This is a genomic window from Cellulomonas sp. NS3, assembly GCF_024757985.1.
In the GTDB taxonomy this organism is placed as follows: domain Bacteria; phylum Actinomycetota; class Actinomycetes; order Actinomycetales; family Cellulomonadaceae; genus Cellulomonas_A.
This window is the reverse complement of record NZ_CP103289.1, coordinates 1431553-1452646: the sequence shown is the minus strand read 5'-3', so window position 1 is coordinate 1452646 and position 21094 is coordinate 1431553. Positions and strand designations below refer to the sequence as shown.

Sequence of the window (21094 nt, the reverse complement as noted above, 5' to 3'; positions counted from 1 at the left end):
TCAGGCCCCCGTGCCGCCGAGCGCCCCGGCGCGCTCCTGCCAGCCGGCGGCGAGCGCGCTCGTGCGACGCATCCCCTCGTCGAGGCCGACGGTCCCCGACGCCACGGCGTAGCCGAGCAGGAACGTCGTGAGGGGCGTCGCGGGGCGCGCCACGCCGTGCGCCGCGTCCCGGGCGACGTCGAGGAGAGCCGCCACGTCGACGACCCCGGGGTCGACGCCGAGCTCCGCGGCCAGCGCGCGGACCCACGAGTCGAGCGGGGTCTCGGGGACGGTCGCGCCGGTGTCGTCGGACGCGGTCATGGGTACCTCCGGGGGTCGGGTGCTGCGGGTCGTGAGAGCTCGGACGGCGCGGCTGGTGCGGGTCCAAGGTCTGCTGCCGGGGCGGTGAGGCCGTCGCCATCGTCCCACCGCCGCGGGTCGGTGCGGGTGCCCGGACGTGCGACGGCGTCCGCGCCGGGCGGGGCGACGTCCGCCGCGGGCAGGGCGACGTCCGCCGAGGGCGGGACGACGCCGTCGAGCGCACGCACGTCCTCCCACGTGTCGACGTCGGCCGCGGCGGACGAGTCGTCGGGCACGCGGGTCAGCGTGAGAGGGGCGAGCAGGGCGCGCACGGAGGCACCGCGCACGCCGTCGGGACCGCGCGATGCGGCCAGCTCCGTCACGGCTCGGTCGAGATCCGCGCGGCGGTAGAGCCCGACGAGCGGCTGCTCCCGCCCGTCCGCGTCGACGAGCAGCGCACCGGACGCCGCGCCGCCGCGCGCGCACGCCGCGAGCAGGTGCGGGACGGCCCCGGCCGCGCGCGGGACGTCGCACGCGAGCACGAGCACCCACGGCGCGGGCCCGTCCCCCGTCGCCGACGCACCGGCCGCGGAGAGGACCTCGGGACCGCCCGCGCCGGCACCGTGCGGCACCCGGCCGCCCGGCACCGCGTCGGCCCCGCTCCGTCCCAGTGCCGCGAGCCCTGCCGCGATCCCGGCGACGGGTCCGCCGTCGGGCGGGTCCTCGAGCGTCCGCAGCACCCCGTCGGGCACGGCCACCGACGCGGGCGCGACCACGACCGTGCGGCGCGGGCCCGGCCCGACGGCGGCCGCGTCGAGGACGTGCGCGAGGAGCCGCCGCCCGGACACGAGCACGTCGGGCTTCGAGACGCCGCCGAGCCGCCGCGCGCGCCCGCCCGCGAGCACGAGCGCGTCGTAGGCCGGCGGCGTCGGGTGCCCGGCGCCGGTCGCCCGGTCGGCTCCGGGCGACGATTCAGGGGCGGGCCCAGTCACCGGACTTCCCGCCCGACTTGGCGACCAGCCGCACGTGCTCGATCTCGACGGCCTTGTCGAGGCCCTTGAGCATGTCGACGACCGCGAGCGCCGCGACCGACACCGCGGTGAGCGCCTCCATCTCGACGCCGGTCCGGTCGGCGGTGCGGACGGTCGCGGTGACCCGCACGCCGTCCGCGTCCGGCTCGAGGTCGACGACCACGCCGTGCACCCCGATGACGTGGGCGAGCGGCAGCAGCTCGGCGGTGCGCTTCGCCGCGGAGATCCCGGCGACGCGCGCGACGGCGAGGACGTCCCCCTTGGGCACGTCACCGGCGTGCAGGACGTCCATGACGTGCCGCGGTGCCCGGACGTAGCCCTCGGCGGTGGCGGAGCGCACGGTCGGCTGCTTCGCGGTCACGTCGACCATGCGGGCGTGGCCCGCGGCGTCGAGGTGCGTGAACGGGCCGCTCACGAGGCGATCCGCACGACGGTCACGTGGTCGCCCTCGCTGACCTGCTCGACGTCGGCGGGCACCACCGCGAGGCCGTCGGCGGCGGCCAGGCTCGCGACGAGGTGCGAGCCGGAGCCGCGCGCGGCGGCGGGGCGCACGAGGACGTCCCCGTCGTCCTCGACGATCGTCACCGGGATGTGCTGCTCGCGCCCGGCCGGCGAGCTCCAGCCCTGCGCGACGCGGGCGCGGAGCCGGGGGCGCTCGAGCGCGGCGCCGGACAGGCCCCGCAGCCGCAGGATGGCCGGGCGCACGAACGCCTCGAACGACACGAACGCGCTCACGGGGTTGCCCGGCAGCGACACGACCGGCGTCCCGTCGGGCAGCAGGCCGAAGCCCTGCGGCTTGCCGGGCTGCATCGCGACGCTGACGAACGACATCCCCGGCAGCGGCGCGAGGACCTCCTTCACGACGTCGTACGCGCCGACGCTCACGCCGCCGGACGTGACGACGAGGTCCGCGGCCGGGTACTGCGCCCCGAGCGCCTCGGCGAGCAGGTCCGGGTCGTCGGGCACCACGCCGAGGCGCTGCACGCGCGCACCGGCGGCGGCCGCGGCGGCGGCCAGCAGGTAGGAGTTGGAGTCGGGGATCTGGCCGCGGCGCGGTGCCACGCCGGGGGTCACGAGCTCCGACCCGGTCGCGAGCACCACGACGACGGGGCGGCGGTGCACGACGACCTCGGCGCGCCCGACCGACGCGACGGCGGCGAGCCGGTACGGCGTGAGCTCGGCGCCCGCCCGGAGCACGACGTCCCCGGCGCGGACGTCCTCCCCGACGCGGCGCACGTGCCGGCCTGCGGGCGACGGCTCACGCACCTCGACCTCGACGATCCCGGCGTCGGTCACCTCGACCGGCACGATCGCGTCGGCGCCCGGGGGCAGGGGTGCGCCGGTCATGATCCGCGCCGCGTCACCGGCGCCGACGACCGGCTCGGCGTCGGTGCCCGCCGCTAGGTCACCGACGACCCGCAGACGCACCGGGGCCCCGGGCGTGGCACCGGCCACGTCGGCCGCCCGGACGGCGTACCCGTCCATCGCGGAGTTGTCGAAGCGCGGCAGCGCCTCGTGCGCGGTCACGTCCTCCGCGAGCACGAGCCCGGCACCGTCCTCGAGCGCGACGGTGTGGGCGGCCGTGGGGACCACGAGCCCGAGGACGGCGTCCCGGTGCTGGTCGACCGTGCGAATCATGGGACCTCCTGGCGTCGGGGGAACCACGCTAGCGGCCGGGGCGTCCGTGGTGCACGGAACGCCCGCACCGAGGTCGGTGCGGGCGTTCCGGTGGAGTCCGGCGCGGTCACGCGCTGGTCACCGCGGGCGCGGGGACCCGCGGGACGCGCGTCGTACGGGCCCCCGTCGGGCGCTCCGTCAGGCCTTCCAGACCTGCACGACGCTCGGGCGCGGACCCCGCGCCTGGCCCCGCTTGGGCCGGCGGCCGGGCGCCACGTAGTCCGGGAAGTTCGACTGCGGCGCGTCGAACGACCCGTCCTCACCCGGGTGCTGGACCGCGACGAACACCATCGACTCGTCGGAGCGGATCACGGGCCCGCACGTCTCGGCGCCCGCGGGCACCGAGAGGAACTGCTGGACGCGGCCACGCTCGGTGCCCTCGAGCGGGACCTTGAACAGCGCGTCGCCGTACCCGATGGTCCCCGGCTGGCCGTCCGTGGAGATCCACAGGTTGCCCGCCGCGTCGAACGCGAGGTTGTCGGGGCACGAGATGGGCGAGACCTGCTCGGCCGGGAAGCCCGCGAAGTACGTCGCGGTCCCCGCCGCCGGGTCGCCGCACACGAGCAGCAGCGTCCAGCGGAACGTCGAGGCGGTCGGGTCGTCGCCGTCCTCCGTGATCTCGACGACGTGCCCGTCCCGGTTCGCGACGCGGGGGTTGGGCTCGGTCGCGCCCTCCTTGCCGGCCTTGCCGCGGTCCGTGTTGTTGGTGCACGCGACGTAGACCCGGCCCGTGTGCGGGTTCGGCTCGACGTCCTCGGGGCGGTCCATCTTCGTCGCGCCCACGGTGTCGGCGGCGAGGCGCGTGAAGACGAGCACCTCCTCGGTCGTGAACCCGGGGACGTGGCTCACGCCGTCGACCACGAGCGGGATCCACTCGCCGGTGCCGTCGAACTCGCCGTCGGACGGCAGCGCGCCCGTGCCCGTGATCTCGGCGGCCGGGGAGTCGCCCGCGAACCGCGCGACGTAGAGCGAGCCCGCCGAGAGCAGCGTCTTGTTGTGCTCGCGGTCGGCCCGCTTCGAGCCCGTGCGCATCGTGTCGCGCGAGACGAACTTGTACAGGTAGTCGAAGCGCTCGTCGTCACCCATGTACGCGACGACCTGGCCCGACGGCGCGAGGATCACGTTGGCGCCCTCGTGCTTGAAGCGGCCGAGCGCGGTGTGCTTGACGGGGACGGACTCGGGGTCGTGCGGGTCGACCTCGACGATCCAGCCGAACCGGTGGGGCTCGTTCTCGTAGCCGGGGTTGCGGGCGTCGAACCGGGGCTCGATCTCCTCCCAGCCGCGCGTCGTCGCCTTGTCCGCGAGGCCGTAGCGGGTGTCGCGGGGCGACGTCCCGGCGGTGCGGAAGTACTGGTTGACGTTCTCCTCGCCCGACAGCACCGTGCCCCACGGCGTCGTGCCGCCCGCGCAGTTGTTCAGCGTGCCGAGCACCGTGCGGCCCTCGGGGTCGTCGACCGTGCGGAGGAGCTCCGAGCCCGCCGCGGGGCCGGTGACCGCGAACGGCGTCGAGGCGGTGATCCGGCGGTTGTAGCCGCCGATCCGGAGGTACTCCCACGGCTTGCCCGGGCCCGAGCGGCGCAGCTCGACGACGCTCATGCCGTGCGCGTTCATCGCGATGCGCTTCCGCTCCGCGAGCACCGCCGGGTCGGTGGACGGCGGGAACATGATGTTCTCGTTGGTGTACTCGTGGTTCGCGACGAGCAGCGCACCCTTGTCGCCCCGGGACCGGTCGCGGCCCGTCGGCAGCATCGGGACGATGTCGAGGTAGTCGTTGTTGTAGCCGAACTGGCCGGCCTGGGCCTCGGCGGTCTGCGCGTCGCGGTCGAACGCGGGCGCGTGACGCAGGATCGGGTCGCCCCAGCGGATGACCGGTGCCCAGCGGTAGCCGTCGGGCACCGTGAACGCGTCGGTCGTCGCGGGGACGGGCGCGATCGGGCCGAACGCGAGCCCCTTGACGGGACCGTGGCCCTTGCCGTGCGCGGCGGCGGGCTGCGCACCGAGCGTCGGGCCGACGACGAGTGCGAGCGCCCCGGCGCCGAGGCCGCCGAGGACGGACCGGCGGCTCAGCGCGGCGCTCGCGACGTCCCGGAAGTACGCGTTGTCGCTCGTGTTCGGGACGGGCTGCGCGCACGCGTCCCCGCACTTGAGGTGGCAGGTCACGGCGCTGCGCTTGCCGCGGACGTGCCCGGCCATGGGCAGCAGCGAGCGGAACTCGGGCGCGAGGGTCACGAGGGTGCCTCCGGGGAGATGAGAGTGCCGCCCAGGGACGGCGAGGGGCGTCCCGGACGCTAGGCACCCCGACCGACCGTGCGGCGACCCGGCGGTGACGCGCGGGTGAACGTTCACCCGGGTGAGCGGGACGGGACCCGCGTGCGGCGGCCCGCCCGGGTACCGCGACGCGCGCCGGCCGTGCGACGACCTCCGGCCGGCCGGGTCGTGACCAGCGCCCAGCCCCCGCGACCCGCGCTCAGGGGTGCCGCGACCCGCGGTCCACGCCGCGCGCGAGCTCCACGGTGAACCACACCGTCTTCCCCGCGGTCCCCGGGTCGATGCCCCACGTGGACGCCAGGTTGGCCACGACGTGCAGGCCGCGCCCGGAGAGCTCGGTCGGGTGCGGGTCGCGCAGGACCGGCAGCCCGGTCCCCCGGTCGGTGACGGCCACGCTGAAGGCGCCGTCCTGGTAGGCGGTGCGCACGCCGACGTGCGCCTCGTCGGGCCCGTGCACCACGGCGTTCGTGACGAGCTCGCTCGTCAGGAGCTCGATGACGAGGCTCTCGTCGGGCGACGCCCCGTGGCCGAGGGCGACGTTGGCGACGCGGCGCCGCACGTGCGTCACGAGCCACGGTCCGGCCGCAGCCCCCAGGTCGAGGCCGTAGCCGCCGGGGCTGGGCTGCGGCGCGGGCAGCACCGGGACGGCGGTCCGCCGCGAGCGGGGCTGCTGCTCGGCCGCCACGGCGGTCGACGGTGCGGCGTGGGAGGTCCGGTGCCGTGCGCGCTCACCGTGGCGGCGCGACACGGGCAGGACGCCCGTGCGGGTCAGTGCGTGCAGGTCTTCCGGTGCGTCGAGCATGGCTCCCCCGAACCTCTCCCCGGCGCGCGCTCCCGCCCGACGCCGTCATATTGATTGATAGTTCATCTATCGGCACCGCGACGACCGGTGTGAGGTTCTCTGGACGCGCGTTCAAGAGGAACCGGGGCGCACTCGGCCCGGCGCGCCGGGCGGAGCGTCCGGCTCGCGGGCGGGCCGGACCGCCGGGCCCGACAGCCCGGCGTGCGGGATGATCCGGGGATGGCCACCCAGACCCGCGTCCTCGTCACCGACGACCTCGACGGCTCCGAGGGGGCCCGGACCTACCGCTTCGCGTGGAGCGACACCCGGTACGAGATCGACCTGACCGACGCCCACCGCGACGACCTGCTGCGCGCGCTCGAGCCGTACATCACGGCGGGCCGCAGGACGTCCGCGCCCCGGCGCCCGCGAGCCGTCGCGGACTGACCGGCCGGTCGCGACGCGTCAGCCTCGGGCCTGCGCCGGCTCCTCGACCTCGGCGACGACCTCCCCGACCGCCCGACGCGGCTCGCGCGCCCGCGCCCGGTCGGGGTCGGTCGTGCCGAGCCAGTCCAGCAGGCCGCACACGACGTCCTTGCACCCCCCGCAGCCCGTCGTCGCCCGGGTCTCGCGGGCGACGTCCTCGACGGTGTCGGCGCCGTGGCGCCAGCACGCGACGATCTCGCCCTTCGTGACCCCGTTGCACCGGCACACCGTGGTGCGGTCGGGCATGAGCGTCGGCGACGCGGCGGGCTCGGGCGCCCCGCCGACGGGCCGCAGGAGCAGCTGCGCGGGGTCCGACGGCGCGGGCGTGGCGCGCGTGTAGGCCGCGACGAGGTCCGCCGCGACCTGACCCGCGCCGACGCACGTGGCGCCGACGACCCGGCCGTCCGCGACGACGACCTCGACGTGCCGCCCGCCCACGGGGTCGGTCAGCCGGACGGACCGGTGCCCGGCGTCGCCCCCGCGGCGCGCGCCGCTCACGCCCATCGAGACGACGTCGAGCCCGACGGCCTTGACCCGCACGACGTCGGTCCCGCCCTGCGGCAGCGGCGCACCCGCCGGGACGGTCGCAGCCTCCGGGTCGGCGTCCGCGGGCTCGTTGCGCTGGCCCGTGAGCAGCAGCGCGAGGCGCCGCGCCTGGTCCCAGCCCTGCGCGATCAGCCCCGTGCCGCCCTCGGGCGGCTCGGCGCAGTCCCCGATCGCGAACACGCGCGGGTCGGCCGGCGCAGCGAGGTCGGGGCCGACGACGACGCCGCGGGCGACGTCCAGGCCGGCGCGCCGCGCGAGCCCGACCTCGGGCACGGTGCCCGCGGTGAGCACGAGCAGGTCGGCGTCGAGCCGCTCGCCGCCCTCGAGCCGCACGCCGTCGAGCCGCCCGTCGCGCACGAGCACCTCCTGCGTGCGAGCCGCGAGGCGCACCCCGATGCCGAGGCGCCCGAGCTCGCCGGTCACGACCGCCCCGGCGTCGCCGTCGAGCTGGCGGTCCATGAGGCTCGCTCCCCCGTGCACCACGGTCACGTCGAGCCCCCGGTGCGCGAGCCCGCACGCGACCTCGAGCCCGAGCACGCCCGCGCCGACGACGACCGCGGTGCGCGCGTTGACGGTCGCCGCGACGATCTCGCGGGCGTCGTCGAGCGTGCGCAGCGCGTGCACGCCCGCCGGGAGCGCGGCCTCGTCGTCGCCCGCCCCCAGGCCGTCGAGCGCCGGGATGCGCGCCCGCGCGCCGGTCGCCAGCACGACGACGTCGTAGGGGTAGGCGCACCCGGCCGAGTCCACGACGACCTGCTCGGCGCGGTCGATCGCGACGGCGGTCGTGCCGGGCAGCACCGAGGTCCGCTCGCGCACGCTGCGCGGCAGGCTCAGCGACGCGACGTCGAGCTTGCCCGCGACCACCTCGGAGAGCAGCACCCGGTTGTACGGCTCGTACTCCTCGGCGCCGAGCACCGTGACGTGGAAGCGCCGCTCGGCGTCCCGCGCGTGCAGGTCGTCCGCGAACCGCGACCCGACCATGCCGTGCCCGACGACGACCACCCGCGTCGTGCCGTTGCTGCCGCTCATGCCCCCGCCGTCCCCGGCGCGTGCGCGCCGCCGTCGTCCCTGACACCGGCCGCGACGGGCTCGAGCCCCGCGTCGACCGGCTCGAACTCGTCCCACGGCCCGTCCCACCGGGTCACCTGGACCGCGCACACCTTGAACTCGGGCATCCCCGAGACCGGGTCCGTCGCGTCGTTGGTCAGCCGGTTGACGCTGCCCTGGCCGCTCCAGTGGAACGGCATGAACACCGTGTCGGCCCGCACCGCGTCGCTGACCCGGGCGCGCGCGACGAGCCCGCCGCGCGCGGTCACGAGGTGCACGGGCGTGCCGTCCTCGACGCCGAGCCGCTGCGCGAGCAGCGGGTGCACCTCGACGTAGGGCCCGGGTGACGTGCGCACGAGCGCGGGCACGCGCCGGGTCTGCGCGCCCGACTGGTAGTGCGCGAGCACGCGCCCGGTGATCAGGTACAGCGGCGCGCCGGGCCGCAGGTCGTCGGCGGGGCCCACGTGGTCGACGGGGACGAGGCGCGCGCGGCCGTCGGGCGTCGGGAAGTCCCGCGTGAACAGCCGCTTCGTGCCGGGGTGCGGCGCCTCGCCCTCGCGTGTCGCGGGGCACGGCCAGAACAGGTCCGGCTCGGCGTCGAGGCGCGCGTGGCTGAGCCCCGAGTAGTCGGCGCGGCCGCCGGCGCTCGCGCGGGCGAGCTCGTCGAAGACCTCGGCGGGGTCGGTGCCGAAGTGCACGGTGGACCCCAGCCGGGCCGCGAGGTCGGCGAGCACGTCGAGCTCGCTGCGCACGCCGGGCGGCGGCTCGATCGCCTTGCGCCGCCGGATGACGCGGCCCTCGAGCGACGTCATGGTCCCCTCCTCCTCGGCCCACTGGGTCACGGGGAGGACCACGTCGGCGAGCAGCGCGGTCTCGGACGGCACGACGTCGCACACCACGAGCAGCTCGAGCGCGGCGATCCGCTCCCGCAGCCGGTCGGCGTCCGGCGCGCTGACGACGACGTTGGACCCGTGCACGAGCAGCGCGCGAGGCCCGTCGGGCATCCCGAGGCGGCGCAGCAGCTCGACCGCGGGCAGCCCGGACCGCGGCAGGTCGGCGGGGTCCACACCCCAGACCGCCGCGACGTGCGCGCGCGCGGCGTCGTCCTCGATCGACCGGTAGCCGGGGAGCTGGTCGGCCTTCTGGCCGTGCTCGCGCCCGCCCTGGCCGTTGCCCTGCCCGGTGATCGCGCCGTAGCCGCTGCCGGTGCGGCCCGGCAGGCCCAGCAGCAGCGCGAGGTCGATCGCGGCGGTCACCGTCGCGGTGCCCTGGCTGCTCTGCTCGACGCCGCGCCCCGTCAGCACGTACGCGCCCGCTCCCCCGCGGGAGGGCGACGCGGCGGCGAGCAGCCGCGCGACGGCCCGCAGCGTCGTGGCCGGCACGCCGCTGACCTGCTCCGCGCGCTCGGGCCACCACGCGGCGACCGACCGGCGCAGGTCGTCGAGCCCGGTCGTCCGCCGGTCGAGGTAGGCGGTGTCGGCGAGCCCCTCGGCGAGCACGACGTGCGCGAGCGCGAGCAGCACCACGAGGTCGGTGCCGGGCACGGGCTGGACGTGCACGCCCTGCCCGTCGGCGGTCAGCTCGGCGGTCGCGGACCGCCGCGGGTCCACCACGACGAGCCCGCCCGCGGCGCGCACGCCCGCGAGGTGCTGGAGCGACGGCGGCATGGTCTCCGCGAGGTTCGAGCCGAGCAGCAGCACGGCCTGCGCGCCGCCGACGTCCTCGAGCGGGAATGGCAGCCCCCGGTCGACGCCGAGGGTCCGGTTGGCGCCCGCGGCGGCGCTCGCCATGCAGAACCGGCCGTTGTAGTCGATGTTCGGGGTCCGCAGCACCGTGCGCGCGAACTTCCCGAGCGCGTACGCCTTCTCGTTGGTCAGCCCGCCGCCGCCGAACACCGCGACGGACTGCGGCCCGTGCTCCGCGGCGAGCGCCCGCAGCTTCCCGGCGACGAGGTCGAGCGCGTCGTCCCACGTCGCCGGGCGCAGCTCCCCGCGCACGCGGACCCACGGGGTCGTGAGCCGGTCCCCGGCGCGCAGCACGCTCGCGCTCGTCCAGCCCTTCTGGCACAGCCCGCCGCGGTTCGTCGGGAAGTCCCGGCCCGCGACGGTGACCGGCGCGGCCGGGTCGGTCCCGGGGGCGGGCGGACCGGCGGACGCGCCGGCGCCGTCGACCGGCGTCAGGCGCATCGCGCACTGCAGCGCGCAGTAGGGGCAGTGCGTGGCGGTCCCCCGCGCGTCGTCGGACACGCGGGGGGCCGCCACCGCAGGCAGCGCCACCATCAGATGCGGGCCTCGGCCATCGCCGCGCCGCGGCGCTGGTACACGGCCCACGTGACGGCCGACATGACCGCGTAGACCCCGATGAAGACCCACAGCGCAGCCTCGAGGCTGCCGGTCTGCGCGGTCGACATGGCGAACGTCCGCGGGATCAGGAACCCGCCGAACGCCCCGATCGCCCCGGCGATGCCGATGCACCCGGCCGCGGCCTTGCGGGCCCGGTCGAGGCTCACGCCCGTGCCGGCCCCGGCCGCGAACACCGCGGGGATCATCCGGTACGTCGAGCCGTTGCCGAGCCCGGTGGAGACGAACAGCAGCAGGAACGAGGCGAGGAAGAGCGCGAAGACGTGCTCACGCAGGGCCATGATCGCGCCGAACGCGCCGAGCCCCATGCCGACGTAGGACCCGATGGTCACCCGGGCGCCCCCGAGCCGGTCCGCGAGGATGCCCCCGAGCGGCCGGGCGAGCGAGCCGACGAGGGCGCCGAGGAACGCGATGGACACGGTGACCTCGGGGAACTGCCCCTTGAGCAGCGTCGGGAACGCACCCGCATAGCCGATGAACGAGCCGAACGTGCCGATGTACAGGAACGAGATGATCCACGTGTGCCGGTTGCGGGTCGCGTCGGCGAACGCCTTGTAGTCGGCCTTCGCCATCGTCAGGTTGTCCATGAAGCGCCACGCGACGAACGCGGCGAGCAGGATGAACGGGATGAACATGAGCCCGGCGCGCTCGAGCGAGATGCCGGCGCCGATGGCGATGACGATCGGCACCGCGAACTGCACGGCCGCCGTGCCCATGTTGCCGCCCGCCGCGTTGAGGCCGAGCGCCTTGCCCTTCTCCTTCGCGGGGTAGAAGAACGAGATGTTCGCCATGGACGACGCGAAGTTGCCGCCGCCGACCCCGGCGAGCGCCGCGATCGCGAGCATGACGCCGAACGGCGTCTCGGGCCGCTGGACGGCCCACGCGATGGCCGCGGTCGGTGCGAGGAGCAGGAGCGCCGAGACGATGGTCCAGTTCCGGCCGCCGAGCAGCGGGACCGCGAACGTGTACGGGATGCGCAGCGTCGCGCCCACGAGGCTCGGGACGGCGATGAGCCAGAACATCTGGTCGACCGTGAACGCGAAGCCCGCCGCGGGCAGCTGCGGGACGACGATGCTCCACACGGCCCAGACCGCGAAGCCGAGGAACTCCGCGAAGATCGAGCCGTAGAGGTTGCGCTGCGCGACCCGCCGGCCCCCGTTCGCCCAGAACGTCGTGTCCTCGGGGTCCCACTGGTCGATCCAGCGGCCGCGACGCGCGTGCGCTGCGCCTGCAGCCGTCCCGAGGACCGGGTCGAGGGCGGTCTCGGTGTCCGTGGGTCCGGCGACGCTGCCGGCGGGGGTCATGGTGGTGGGTGTCGCCATCACTGCCTCCTGAGGGGGACGGCCGGGAGTCGGTGGAGAACCGTGGCCGTGTGCCCTGACGCTAGGAAGCCGATGTTTCGCTCGTGCGCGCCCGTCGATGACACGGAGGGAAACCTCCGCGCACAGCCCGCGGGCGGGCCGTGTGAGAACTGCTGAGAGAAGAGGCCGCGGGCGTCACCCCTGGCGGCGGACGCGACGACGCCCGGCCGTCCGCGAGGGGTGCGGACGGCCGGGCGTCGTCGGGTGGTGCGGGCGCGCTCGCCGGGGGACGGCGAGCGCGTGCCTCACCGGTAGGTGATGTCGGACGTGGAGTAGCCGCAGGCGGCCGACGGCCCGGAGCGGACCTTGGAGGGCTCGCCGGAGGTGACGCCCTTGTACTCGTCGCAGATCGAGATCTTGCGCGACGAGTCGCCGATGATCGTGACGTTGCGGAGCGTCGCCCTGTCGCCGAGGTTCGAGTTGATCCCGACGAGCGCCTTGCCCGGCGTGGTCACCTGGACGCCGTCGACCGTGACGGTGCGCGCGTACTGCTTGGAGCAGTTGCCGCACGAGCGGTAGAGCTTGCCGAAGTCGGTGACCTGGAAACCGCCGGTGATGACGAACGTGCCGGGCCCGTTGTGCTGGAAGACCTTGTCGCTCGCCCCCTTCGCGCCGCCGCCCGTGACGGTCATGACCTGCGACGTGCTGGTGCCCTTGAGCGTCGCGGCGTCCTCGCCGACGTCTTCCCACCAGACGTTCTGCAGCGTGCAGGTCCCGGTGCAGTGCACGCCGTCGCCGGCGCCCGTGCCGATGATGACGTTCTTGAGCACCGCGCCGTCGGAGAGCTGGAACATCGGCGGCTGGCTCTCGCCCTGGTCCCCCGAGGAGATGCCGTAGTACCGGACGAGCCGGCCGTCGAGCGTGCCGGAGACCTGGATGGTCGACGAGACCTTCTGCGTCGAGGTGGCGCTCGGCCACGAGCCGCTCGGCTGGGACGACGGCGTCGGGCTCGACGTCACGGTCGGCGTCGGGCTCGACGTCACGGTCGGCGTCGGGCTCGACGTGACCGTCGGGCTCGGGCTCGACGTCGGGTCCGGGGTGCTGCCGGAGACCTTGCGCAGCGTCAACTGCTGGTTCGTCGCGTTGGTGTCGGCGGCCTGGTTCCAGCGGGCGCCCGCGGACTTCGAGCTGTCGACGACCTGGAGCGCGAGCCCGCTGGCCCGGTTGACGAGCTTGATGCGGCCCGACGAGCCGGCGGCGGCGGAGAACTGCTGGCTCGTCGCGCCCGAGTCGGTGGCCTGGGTCGCGAGCGAGGACGCCGAGCTGCCGATCGTGAGGACCTTGCCCGAGTGCGCGAACGCGACGCGGACGTAGCCGCTGCCCGAGTCGAGGAACCGCACGCGCTGGCTCCCCGCGCCGGTCGAGGCGGCCTGGACGACGGCGGCACCGTCGGCGGTCGAGCCCCCGTCGACGCCGAGCACGAGCCGCGAGCGCCAGCTCTCGAGCTCGTACCACGCCGAGGTGTCGATGGTGGGCGGTGCGGCGGTCGCGCCCGGCGCGCCGACGACGGCTCCGAGCGCGCCGACGGCGAGCGCGAGCGTGACCGCGAGCGCCCGACGGCGAGGGCGTCGGGGCCCGGGGTCGACCGGGCGCGGGAGCGTCCGGGTGTCGTTCGTGAGATCCACGTCGTGTGCCTTCCGTGGTGGGCCTCCTCCCCGGCGGCGTTGCCGTGGAGGTGCGGGCGACCGAGGCCGCCGTCCCGGGAAGCGCTTCCCCGGGCTGCACGGCCGACGGTAGCCATGCCGCGACCGGCCGGACAACGGGGGCAGCGGCGGTGGAAACGATATGGATAACGCTTTCCTGGCGGTTCCGGCCCCCGGGCGCCTCGACGTGCCCCCGGCGCGTCAGAGCTCCGCCGCGATCGAGGCCTCGATGTTGTGCACCATCTGGTCCCACAGCGCCGCCGGGTCGCCCTCGCCGCGGGCGATGGACGCCTCGGTCGAGCCCCAGTACAGCCACACCATGCCCATCTGCGGGATCGCGGGCATCGGGGCACCCTGCGCGCCGGCGTCCGCGAAGCCGGTCGTGACCGGGTCGTCGGTGATCCGGTCGAGCGCCGCGGTCAGCGCAGGCGCGCGGCTCGTGGCCCGGTAGAGCGCGAGCTGCGCCTCGGGCGTCGCGAGGAAGTCGCCGACGAACGCGCGCGCGTCCTCCTGGTGCAGCGACAGGTTGTTGACGAACGCGCCCTGCACGCCCACGAAGGGCTGCGCCGGCAGGTCGCCCGCCGGCGGGACCGGGAGCACCGCGATGTCCATCCCGGCCTCGACGAACGCCGCGGTGCTCCAGGGGCCGGTCAGGACGTACGGGGACTCGCCCGCGCGGAAGGCCTGGGTCGCGACGTCGGAGGTGACGGCGGGGTCGAGCACGTCCCGCTCGGCGAGGCTCCCCAGGAACCGGGCGAAGGCGTGACCGGCCTCGCCGCCGAGCGCGAGCTCGGTCGTGTACGAGCCGTCCTCGTCCGCACGGAACGCCGGGGCGCCGAAGGACGTCTGCACCGGGTACAGGTGGTACGGGTCGCCACCCTCGCCCTGCTGCACCAGCACGGGCCGCGTGGCACGGCCCGCGGCGACGAGCGCCTCGCCCTGGGCCACGACCCCGTCGAACGTCGCCGGTGTCGTCGTCGCGAGGGCGTTGTTGCGCACGAGCGCGACGCTCTCGATCGACAGCGGCGTGCCGTACGTGACGCCGTCGTACGTCATGGCCTCGACGGCCGCGGGTGCGAACGCGTCGGGCTCGGCGAGCTCGACGGGCTGCACCACGCCGTTCGTGACGAGCTCGCCCAGCCAGTCGTGCGCGCCGACGAGGACGTCCGGCCCCTCCCCCTGCGAGACGGCGCGCACGTAGGCGTCGCGCAGCGTCTCGCTCGTCTGCGGGACGACGTCGATCGCGACGCCGGCCTCGGCGCCGTACGGGCCCGCGAGCCCCTCGAGCGCACCGGCGCGCGCCTCGTCGACCCACACGACGAGCGAGCGACCTGTCCGGGCCGCGGCGGGCTCGCCCGGCTCGGGGGACCCGCACGCGGCGAGCGCGAGCGTGAGGGCGAGGCCGACGGCACCGCCGGCGAGGATGCGTCGTCGCATCGGGGAGCTCCTGGTGGCTGGCGGCTGGGATCGACCACCCGGCGCGTGCGCGAGCGGCGCTCGGACGGTAGACCGATGCGGCCCACATCGGCAACGGATTGCGGCAACTTTCTGCAATGTCGCCCGTCCGTTCCCTCGTCGGAGTGAGCCGGCACCCGGCACCCGCTCCCAGGACGGCACCCGAAGGAGCACGGGAGCGGCCGGCGCGGGCCGCCCGCACCGTCACGGACGAGCCGCGAATGACCGCGCACGACGCGCGACACATTTGTCCCCGCCCGCCTAAACGATTACTCGCGGCGCCTCGACCCACATTCCCGGTGGCCCGTCGGAAGAAATCGCCGAAACCCCGGGTAACGTCCCCGAAAGGCCGTGAGCGCCCTGCAGGGGACCGGTGCGCCGGCTCGACGACGCCCACCTACCGACGCGTCGGACCGCCGACCCCCGCGGGCGGACCGCCGAACCACCGTCCGACGGAGGACACGTGGACCACGACAGCACCGCGGGCACCGCGACAGCGACGCCGCAGCCGCCCCCGCCCGCGCACGCGGACCTCCCGGCCGGTCCGCTCACCAGCGCCTGGGGGCCCGACGCCCGGCGGGACCGCCTCACCGAGCTGCTCGCCGGCGGCCTGCGGGCGCACCCCGTCCGGCCGGTGCACGACCGCGCGCTCTGGGACGCCGTCGACCAGCCCACCGTCGCCGCGTTCCGGCTGCGCGGCGAGGTCGACCTCGAGGAGCCGTGGCCGCAGCCCCTCACCTCGCACTACGCCCGCTACCTGCGCGACGGCAACCGCACCGCGTACGAGGACCGGGTCGCCCGCCGCCAGGAGCGGCTCACCCGCGCCGCGGTGCTCGCGACCACGACCGGCGAGGACCGCTGGCTCGACGAGGTCGCGGACGGCGTCGTCCTGCTGTGCGAGCAGAGCAGCTGGTGCTGGCCCGCGCACGACGAGGGCCTGCGGCTGCACGGCTGGGCGCTGCCGCCCGAGGGCTCGCCGTCGCTCGACCTCGGCGCCGCGGAGGTCGTCGGGCAGCTCGCGTGGATCGACCACACGCTCGGCACGGCGCTCGACGACCGCGCACCCGGCGTCCGCGAGCGGCTGCGCGCGGAGGCCCGCACGCGCGTGCTGCGCCCCTTCGTCGATCGGCGTGACTGGCACTGGCTCCGGCGCGACGGCTGGGCGCACAACTGGAACCCGTGGATCCACGGCCACGTGCTCGTCGCGGCCCTCGCGCTGCTCGACGAGCCCGACGAGCGCGCCGAGGCGGTCGAGCACGCGATCGCCGGCCTCGACCAGTTCCTCGACACCCTCCCCACCGACGGCAGCAGCGACGAGGGCTACACGTCGTGGTGGAACGGCGCCGGGCGCGCGCTCGAGGCGCTCGAGGTCCTCGCGCACGCGAGCGGCGGGGTGCTCGACGCGCGCACCGTGCCCGTCGTGCGCGAGACCGTGCGGTTCCCGCACCGCATGCAGCTCGGCGGCGACTGGTACCTCGACGTCGCTGACAGCCCCGCGCGACCGCCGCGCGACCAGGCCTGGCACGTGCTGCACCGCTGGGCGCAGACGCTCGACGACGAGCAGGTGCGCCTGCACGCGGCCTCCTACCGGGAGCCCGGCCTCCCGTCGGTCACGGAGCGCGCCGGCCTGGGTCGCGCGCTGCAGGGGCTCGCCGACCCGGCCTGGCGCGACGCCCACCGCGAGCACCCGCCGCTCGAGCGGGACGTGTGGCTCCCCCAGACGCAGCTGGTCGTGACGCGTGAGCGGCTCGGCTCGGCGCGGGGGCTGTGCGTCACCGTCAAGGGCGGGCACAACGGCGAGCACGACAACCACAACGACGTCGGCTCGGTCGTCGTCGCGGTCGACGGCGTGCCGCTCGTCGTCGACGCGGGCCAGCCGACCTACACGGCGGCGACCTTCGGGGCCGAGCGCTTCACGCTGTGGACGATGCAGAGCAGCTGGCACAACGTCCCCGAACCGGCGTGGACGACGCAGGGCACGGGTGCCCGGTACCGCGCCCGCGACGTCCGCGTGACGCCCGGGGAGGACACCACGCGCGTCGTGCTCGACCTCTCGGAGGCGTACGAGCTGCCGGGTGCGACCGGGGTGCGGACGGTCGTGCTCGACCGCCGGCGGCGCTGCGTGACGGTCGAGGACGCGTGGGACCTCGGTCACGACGGGCGACCCGGGGGGACGGGCGGTGCGGAGGCGTCGGAGGACGACGGCCCCCCGGACCGCGAGGGCTCCCCTGCCGGGCTGCGCGTCCACTACCTCCTCGCGGGCGTCGTCAGCGCCGAGCGCGGCGGCGTCGTCGCGCGGCCCGTCGCGGGCGGGCGCGGCGTGCGGCTCACGTGGGACCCCGAGACGGTCGTCGCGACGACGACGGTCCGGCTGCTCGACGACCCGCTGCTGGCCGGGGTGTGGGGGGAGCGGCTCACCCGCCTCGAGCTCACGCTCACCGAGCCCGCACCCGGGGCCGCGCGCGCCGTCGCCCGCGCGGGGCGCCGGACGCGCACGACGCCGGACGAGGCGACGAGCCGGATGATCCGCGTCATGGCGCAGGCGATCCGGTGACCTGAGGCGTGCGGCGGTCATCGCCAGGTCATGGGACGACCAAGCCGGTCATGGGATGACCGGGATCCGGACAGCGGTCGGTTTGCGTCCGCAGGTCATCCTATGATTAAGGGGTGACGGACCACGCCAGCACTGTCGATGTCGTCCTCGTCGGCGGCGGGATCATGAGCGCGACGCTCGCCTCGATGATCTCCGTCCTCGAGCCCACCTGGACGATCGAGATCCTGGAGCGCCGCGACGCGCTCGCCGAGGAGAGCTCGAACGCCTGGAACAACGCGGGCACGGGGCACGCCGCGCTGTGCGAGCTCAACTACACCCCCGAGCGCCCCGACGGCTCGATCGACATCGCGAAGGCCGTGACGATCAACGAGCAGTTCGAGCTCTCGCGCGAGCTGTGGCACTTCCTGCTCACGAGCGGCCGGCTGCCCGAGGGCGTCGCGTTCCTGTCGCCGACGCCGCACCTGACGTTCGTGCGCGGCGCCGAGAACGTCGACTACCTGCGCCGGCGCGCCGAGGCCCTGCGCGTGCACCACCTGTTCGCCGGCCTGGAGTTCACCGAGGACCCCGAGGTCATCCGCTCGTGGGCCCCGCTGCTCGTCGAGGGCCGCGTCGGGGACGAGCCGATCGCCGCGACCCGGGCGCCCGAGGGCACCGACGTCGACTTCGGGGCGCTCACGCGCGGCCTGGTCGACGGCGTCGTGCAGCGCGGTGCGACCGTGCGCCTCGAGCACGAGGTCCGCCGGCTCCGCCAGCGCCGCGACGGCACCTGGCGGCTCTCCGTCGCCGACCGCCGCTGGAACGCGAGCCCGCGCCGCCGCACGATCGACGCGCGCTTCGTCTTCATCGGCGCGGGCGGCGGCGCGCTGCACCTGCTGCAGAAGTCGGGCATCCCGGAGGCCAAGGGCTACGGCGGCTTCCCGATCAGCGGGCAGTTCCTGCGCACCACGAACCCGGACCTCGTCGCGCAGCACCAGGCCAAGGTCTACGGCAAGGCCGACGTCGGCTCGCCGCCCATGTCCGTGCCGCACCTCGACACGCGCGTCGTCGACGGCCGGACCGCGCTGCTCTTCGGCCCGTACGCCGGGTGGAGCATGAAGTTCCTCAAGGCGGGCTCGCCGCTCGACCTGATCCGCTCGATCCGGCCCGGCAACCTGGTCCCGATGCTCGCCGTCGGGCTCAAGAACGTCGACCTGGTCAAGTACCTCGTCAGCGAGGTCACGGCGACCGAGACGCGCCGGCTGCGCACGCTGCGCGCGTTCATGCCGACGGCGCACCCGCGCGACTGGGAGCTCATCACCGCGGGCCAGCGCGTCCAGGTCATCAAGAAGCACCCGACCCAGGGCGGCGTGCTCGAGTTCGGCACCGAGCTCGTCACCGCGCAGGACGGCACGATCGCCGGTCTGCTCGGTGCCTCCCCGGGCGCCTCCACGGCGGTCTCGACGATGGTCGACCTGCTCGAGCGCTGCTTCCCGTCGCGGGTCGACGCGTGGCGCCCCCAGCTGCGCGAGATGATGCCGAGCCTCGGCGGGAGCGACTGGGACGACTCGTTCGAGCGCGAGGGCATGTCGGACGACGCCCAGGTCGGCGCCTGAGCCGCACCCGCACACGCCACGACGCCCGCTCCCCCGGTCTCGCCGGAGGGGCGGGCGTCGTCGTGCACGGCGCGTGCGTCCACCGGCCCAGGGAGCACGTCCTCGGGCCGGTGGGGCGAGAGCCTCACCGTCCGGCGAGCAGGTCCTCGAACGACGTCGGGCTCGCGAACGGGTCGTGCACCTCGCGCGGGGTGCGCGCGGCGACGAGGTCGGCGAGCTCGCGGCCCGCGCGGTCGACCCGGACGACGAGCGGGGCGACGTCGTCGGAACCGGCCGCCCCCTCGACCGCGCCGAAGTCGTCGGTCGCGGCGAAGACGCCGGTCGGGACGACGACGGAGCGCAGGTAGGAGAACAGCGGCCGGAGCTCGTGCTCGAGCGCGAGCGAGTGCCGCGCCGTGCCGGCGGTCGCGCCGAGCAGCACCGGGGTGCCCGCGAGCGCGCCCTGCTCCAGGACGTCCACGAAGTTCTTGAACATCCCGTTGTAGGAGCCGCTGAAGATCGGCGTGACCGCGACGACGCCGTCGGCGCGCGTCACGGTCTCGATCGCCTCGCGCAGGGGGCCGCTCGAGAAGCCGGTGAGCAGGGCGTCGGTCAGCGGGTGCGCGAGCTCGCGCAGCTCGATCACGTGCACGTCGACGTCGAGACCCTTCTGGCCGAGGGCGTTGACCGTGGCCTCGGTGAGGCGGTCGGCGAGCAGGCGCGTCGAGGACGGCTGGCGCAGGCCCGCGGAGACGACCGCGAGGGTCCGGCGGTCGGGGGCGCGCCCGGTCATCGGGTCACCGTCGCGACCTCGGGCGAGGCGCCCGTGACGTCGTCGCCCGCGGCGTAGACGGTCGCCTCCTGCGCGCCGCCGGCCTTCGCGACGAGCGAGGCGTGCGTCGGGGCGTCGGGCACGTGCGCCGGGCGGCCGACTGCGAGCTCCTTGCGGAGCACCGGGACGACCTCGCCGCCGAGCAGGTCGAGCTGCTCGAGGACGGTCGTGAGCGGGAGCCCCGCGTGGTCCATGAGGAACAGCTGGCGCTGGTAGTCCCCGACGTGCTCGCGCATCGTGGCGTACCGGTCGATGACCTCCTGCGGGCTGCCGACCGTGAGCGGCGTCTGCGCGGTGAAGTCCTCCATCGACGGCCCGTGCCCGTACACCGGGGCGTTGTCGAAGTACGGCCGGAACTCGCGCTTCGCGTCCTGGCTGTTCGCCCGCATGAACACCTGTCCGCCGAGGCCGACGATCGCCTGGTCGGCGCTGCCGTGGCCGTAGTGCTCGAACCGGCGACGGTAGAGGTCGACCATCTGCTGGGTGTGCTCGATGGGCCAGAAGATGTTGTTGTGGAAGAAGCCGTCGCCGTAGTAGGCCGCCTGCTCGGCGATCTCGGGGCTGCGGATCGAGCCGTGCCACACGAACGGCGGGACGCCGTCGAGCGGGCGGGGCGTCGAGGTGAACGACTGCAGCGGGGTGCGGAACTTGCCCTCCCAGCTCACGACGTCCTCGCGCCACAGCCGGTGCAGCAGCGCGTAGTTCTCGATCGCGAGGCTGATCCCGTTGCGGATGTCCTGCCCGAACCACGGGTAGACGGGGCCGGTGTTGCCGCGGCCCATCATGAGGTCGACGCGGCCGTCCGCGAGGTGCTGGAGCATCGCGTAGTCCTCGGCGATCTTCACCGGGTCGTTCGTGGTGATGAGCGTCGTCGAGGTCGACAGGAGCAGCCGCTCGGTCTTCGCGGCGATGTAGCCGAGCATCGTGGTGGGCGACGAGGGGACGAACGGCGGGTTGTGGTGCTCGCCGGTCGCGAAGACGTCGAGCCCGACCTCCTCGGCGTGCCGCGCGATCGTCACCATCGCCTGGATGCGCTCGGCCTCGGTCGGCGTGCGACCGGTCGTGGGGTCGGTCGTGACGTCGCCGACGGTGAAGATCCCGAACTGCATGGCGTGCTCCCTCTGGTCGTCTTGTTTAACATTCAACCATCTGGCCGCTCCAACGCCAACCCCTCGGCACCTATTCCGCTCGTCTAGCGTGGCG

At 75.3% G+C, this 21094-nt stretch carries 16 protein-coding genes; 3 read left to right on the top strand and 13 right to left on the bottom strand.

What is annotated here, in order from left to right; genetic code table 11:
- The 6 genes from NXY84_RS06695 to NXY84_RS06670 all read right to left on the bottom strand — a co-directional run bounded on the left by NXY84_RS06695 (position 1) and on the right by NXY84_RS06670 (position 6057).
- Positions 1–300, bottom strand: a complete 300-nt coding sequence (locus tag NXY84_RS06695) for a DUF6457 domain-containing protein (protein WP_258726337.1) — start codon at positions 298–300, stop codon at positions 1–3.
- Positions 297–1271, bottom strand: coding sequence for a molybdenum cofactor guanylyltransferase (gene mobA, locus NXY84_RS06690; protein WP_258726336.1), 975 nt, complete (start codon positions 1269–1271; stop codon positions 297–299). The genes NXY84_RS06695 and mobA overlap by 4 nt, the downstream gene beginning before the upstream one ends.
- Positions 1252–1725: a cyclic pyranopterin monophosphate synthase MoaC gene (gene moaC / locus NXY84_RS06685; RefSeq protein WP_258726335.1), complete on the bottom strand. Its 474-nt coding sequence runs from the start codon at positions 1723–1725 to the stop codon at positions 1252–1254. The genes mobA and moaC overlap by 20 nt, the downstream gene beginning before the upstream one ends.
- Positions 1722–2948: a gephyrin-like molybdotransferase Glp gene (gene glp, locus NXY84_RS06680; protein ID WP_258726334.1), complete on the bottom strand. Its 1227-nt coding sequence runs from the start codon at positions 2946–2948 to the stop codon at positions 1722–1724. The genes moaC and glp overlap by 4 nt, the downstream gene beginning before the upstream one ends.
- Positions 2949–3125: 177 nt before the next feature.
- Complete coding sequence (locus NXY84_RS06675) at positions 3126–5180, bottom strand: PhoX family protein (protein WP_258727133.1); 2055 nt, start codon at positions 5178–5180, stop codon at positions 3126–3128.
- Positions 5181–5454: 274 nt separating this feature from the next.
- The gene (locus NXY84_RS06670; protein WP_258726333.1) at positions 5455–6057 is read right to left on the bottom strand and encodes an ATP-binding protein; all 603 of its coding nucleotides are present in this window, start codon (positions 6055–6057) and stop codon (positions 5455–5457) included.
- Positions 6058–6276: 219 nt separating this feature from the next.
- Between NXY84_RS06670 and NXY84_RS06665 the strand changes: the two genes are divergently transcribed.
- Positions 6277–6483 (top strand): Lsr2 family protein, encoded by a 207-nt coding sequence (locus NXY84_RS06665; RefSeq protein ID WP_258726332.1) that lies wholly within the window; start codon positions 6277–6279, stop codon positions 6481–6483.
- 18 nt (positions 6484–6501) lie between these two features.
- Here the strand turns inward: NXY84_RS06665 and NXY84_RS06660 are convergent, their stop codons facing one another.
- The 5 genes from NXY84_RS06660 to NXY84_RS06640 form a co-directional block, all read right to left on the bottom strand.
- A complete protein-coding gene (locus NXY84_RS06660) occupies positions 6502–8097 on the bottom strand; it encodes an FAD-dependent oxidoreductase (RefSeq protein WP_258726331.1) in 1596 nt (531 codons plus the stop codon).
- Positions 8094–10394 (bottom strand): molybdopterin oxidoreductase family protein, encoded by a 2301-nt coding sequence (locus tag NXY84_RS06655; protein ID WP_396126377.1) that lies wholly within the window; start codon positions 10392–10394, stop codon positions 8094–8096. Before NXY84_RS06655 ends, NXY84_RS06660 begins: the two co-directional genes overlap by 4 nt.
- Positions 10394–11797, bottom strand: coding sequence for an MFS transporter (locus tag NXY84_RS06650; RefSeq protein ID WP_258726330.1), 1404 nt, complete (start codon positions 11795–11797; stop codon positions 10394–10396). Before NXY84_RS06650 ends, NXY84_RS06655 begins: the two co-directional genes overlap by 1 nt.
- A 284-nt stretch (positions 11798–12081) precedes the next feature.
- On the bottom strand, positions 12082–13461 hold the full coding sequence (locus NXY84_RS06645) for a pectate lyase (protein WP_258726329.1): 1380 nt from the start codon (positions 13459–13461) through the stop codon (positions 12082–12084).
- A 219-nt stretch (positions 13462–13680) separates the two neighbouring features.
- Positions 13681–14916, bottom strand: coding sequence for a sugar ABC transporter substrate-binding protein (locus NXY84_RS06640; RefSeq protein WP_258726328.1), 1236 nt, complete (start codon positions 14914–14916; stop codon positions 13681–13683).
- A 481-nt stretch (positions 14917–15397) separates the two neighbouring features.
- On the opposite strand from NXY84_RS06640, the gene NXY84_RS06635 reads away from it, so the two are divergent.
- Both NXY84_RS06635 and mqo read left to right on the top strand, forming a co-directional pair.
- Positions 15398–17488, top strand: a complete 2091-nt coding sequence (locus NXY84_RS06635) for a heparinase II/III-family protein (protein WP_258726327.1) — start codon at positions 15398–15400, stop codon at positions 17486–17488.
- A 113-nt stretch (positions 17489–17601) separates the two neighbouring features.
- Entirely contained in the window at positions 17602–19080 is a 1479-nt protein-coding gene (mqo, locus tag NXY84_RS06630; protein ID WP_258726326.1) for a malate dehydrogenase (quinone), read from the top strand.
- Positions 19081–19204: 124 nt separating this feature from the next.
- Here mqo and NXY84_RS06625 read toward each other — a convergent pair whose 3' ends face one another.
- Together NXY84_RS06625 and NXY84_RS06620 are read right to left on the bottom strand one after the other, a co-directional pair.
- Complete coding sequence (locus tag NXY84_RS06625; protein ID WP_258726325.1) at positions 19205–19852, bottom strand: FMN reductase; 648 nt, start codon at positions 19850–19852, stop codon at positions 19205–19207.
- Complete coding sequence (locus tag NXY84_RS06620) at positions 19849–21000, bottom strand: LLM class flavin-dependent oxidoreductase (protein ID WP_258726324.1); 1152 nt, start codon at positions 20998–21000, stop codon at positions 19849–19851. Before NXY84_RS06620 ends, NXY84_RS06625 begins: the two co-directional genes overlap by 4 nt.
- Positions 21001–21094 lie beyond the last annotated feature (94 nt).

Coding starts and splice junctions, on each gene's coding strand:
- NXY84_RS06695 (WP_258726337.1), bottom strand. CDS start 300: ATGACCGCGTCCGACGACACCGGCGCGACCGTCCCCGAGACCCCGCTC.
- glp (WP_258726334.1), bottom strand. CDS start 2,948: ATGATTCGCACGGTCGACCAGCACCGGGACGCCGTCCTCGGGCTCGTG.
- NXY84_RS06675 (WP_258727133.1), bottom strand. CDS start 5,180: ATGGCCGGGCACGTCCGCGGCAAGCGCAGCGCCGTGACCTGCCACCTC.
- NXY84_RS06670 (WP_258726333.1), bottom strand. CDS start 6,057: ATGCTCGACGCACCGGAAGACCTGCACGCACTGACCCGCACGGGCGTC.
- NXY84_RS06665 (WP_258726332.1), top strand. CDS start 6,277: ATGGCCACCCAGACCCGCGTCCTCGTCACCGACGACCTCGACGGCTCC.
- NXY84_RS06660 (WP_258726331.1), bottom strand. CDS start 8,097: ATGAGCGGCAGCAACGGCACGACGCGGGTGGTCGTCGTCGGGCACGGC.
- NXY84_RS06655 (WP_396126377.1), bottom strand. CDS start 10,394: ATGGTGGCGCTGCCTGCGGTGGCGGCCCCCCGCGTGTCCGACGACGCG.
- NXY84_RS06650 (WP_258726330.1), bottom strand. CDS start 11,797: ATGGCGACACCCACCACCATGACCCCCGCCGGCAGCGTCGCCGGACCC.
- NXY84_RS06640 (WP_258726328.1), bottom strand. CDS start 14,916: ATGCGACGACGCATCCTCGCCGGCGGTGCCGTCGGCCTCGCCCTCACG.
- NXY84_RS06625 (WP_258726325.1), bottom strand. CDS start 19,852: ATGACCGGGCGCGCCCCCGACCGCCGGACCCTCGCGGTCGTCTCCGCG.
- NXY84_RS06620 (WP_258726324.1), bottom strand. CDS start 21,000: ATGCAGTTCGGGATCTTCACCGTCGGCGACGTCACGACCGACCCCACG.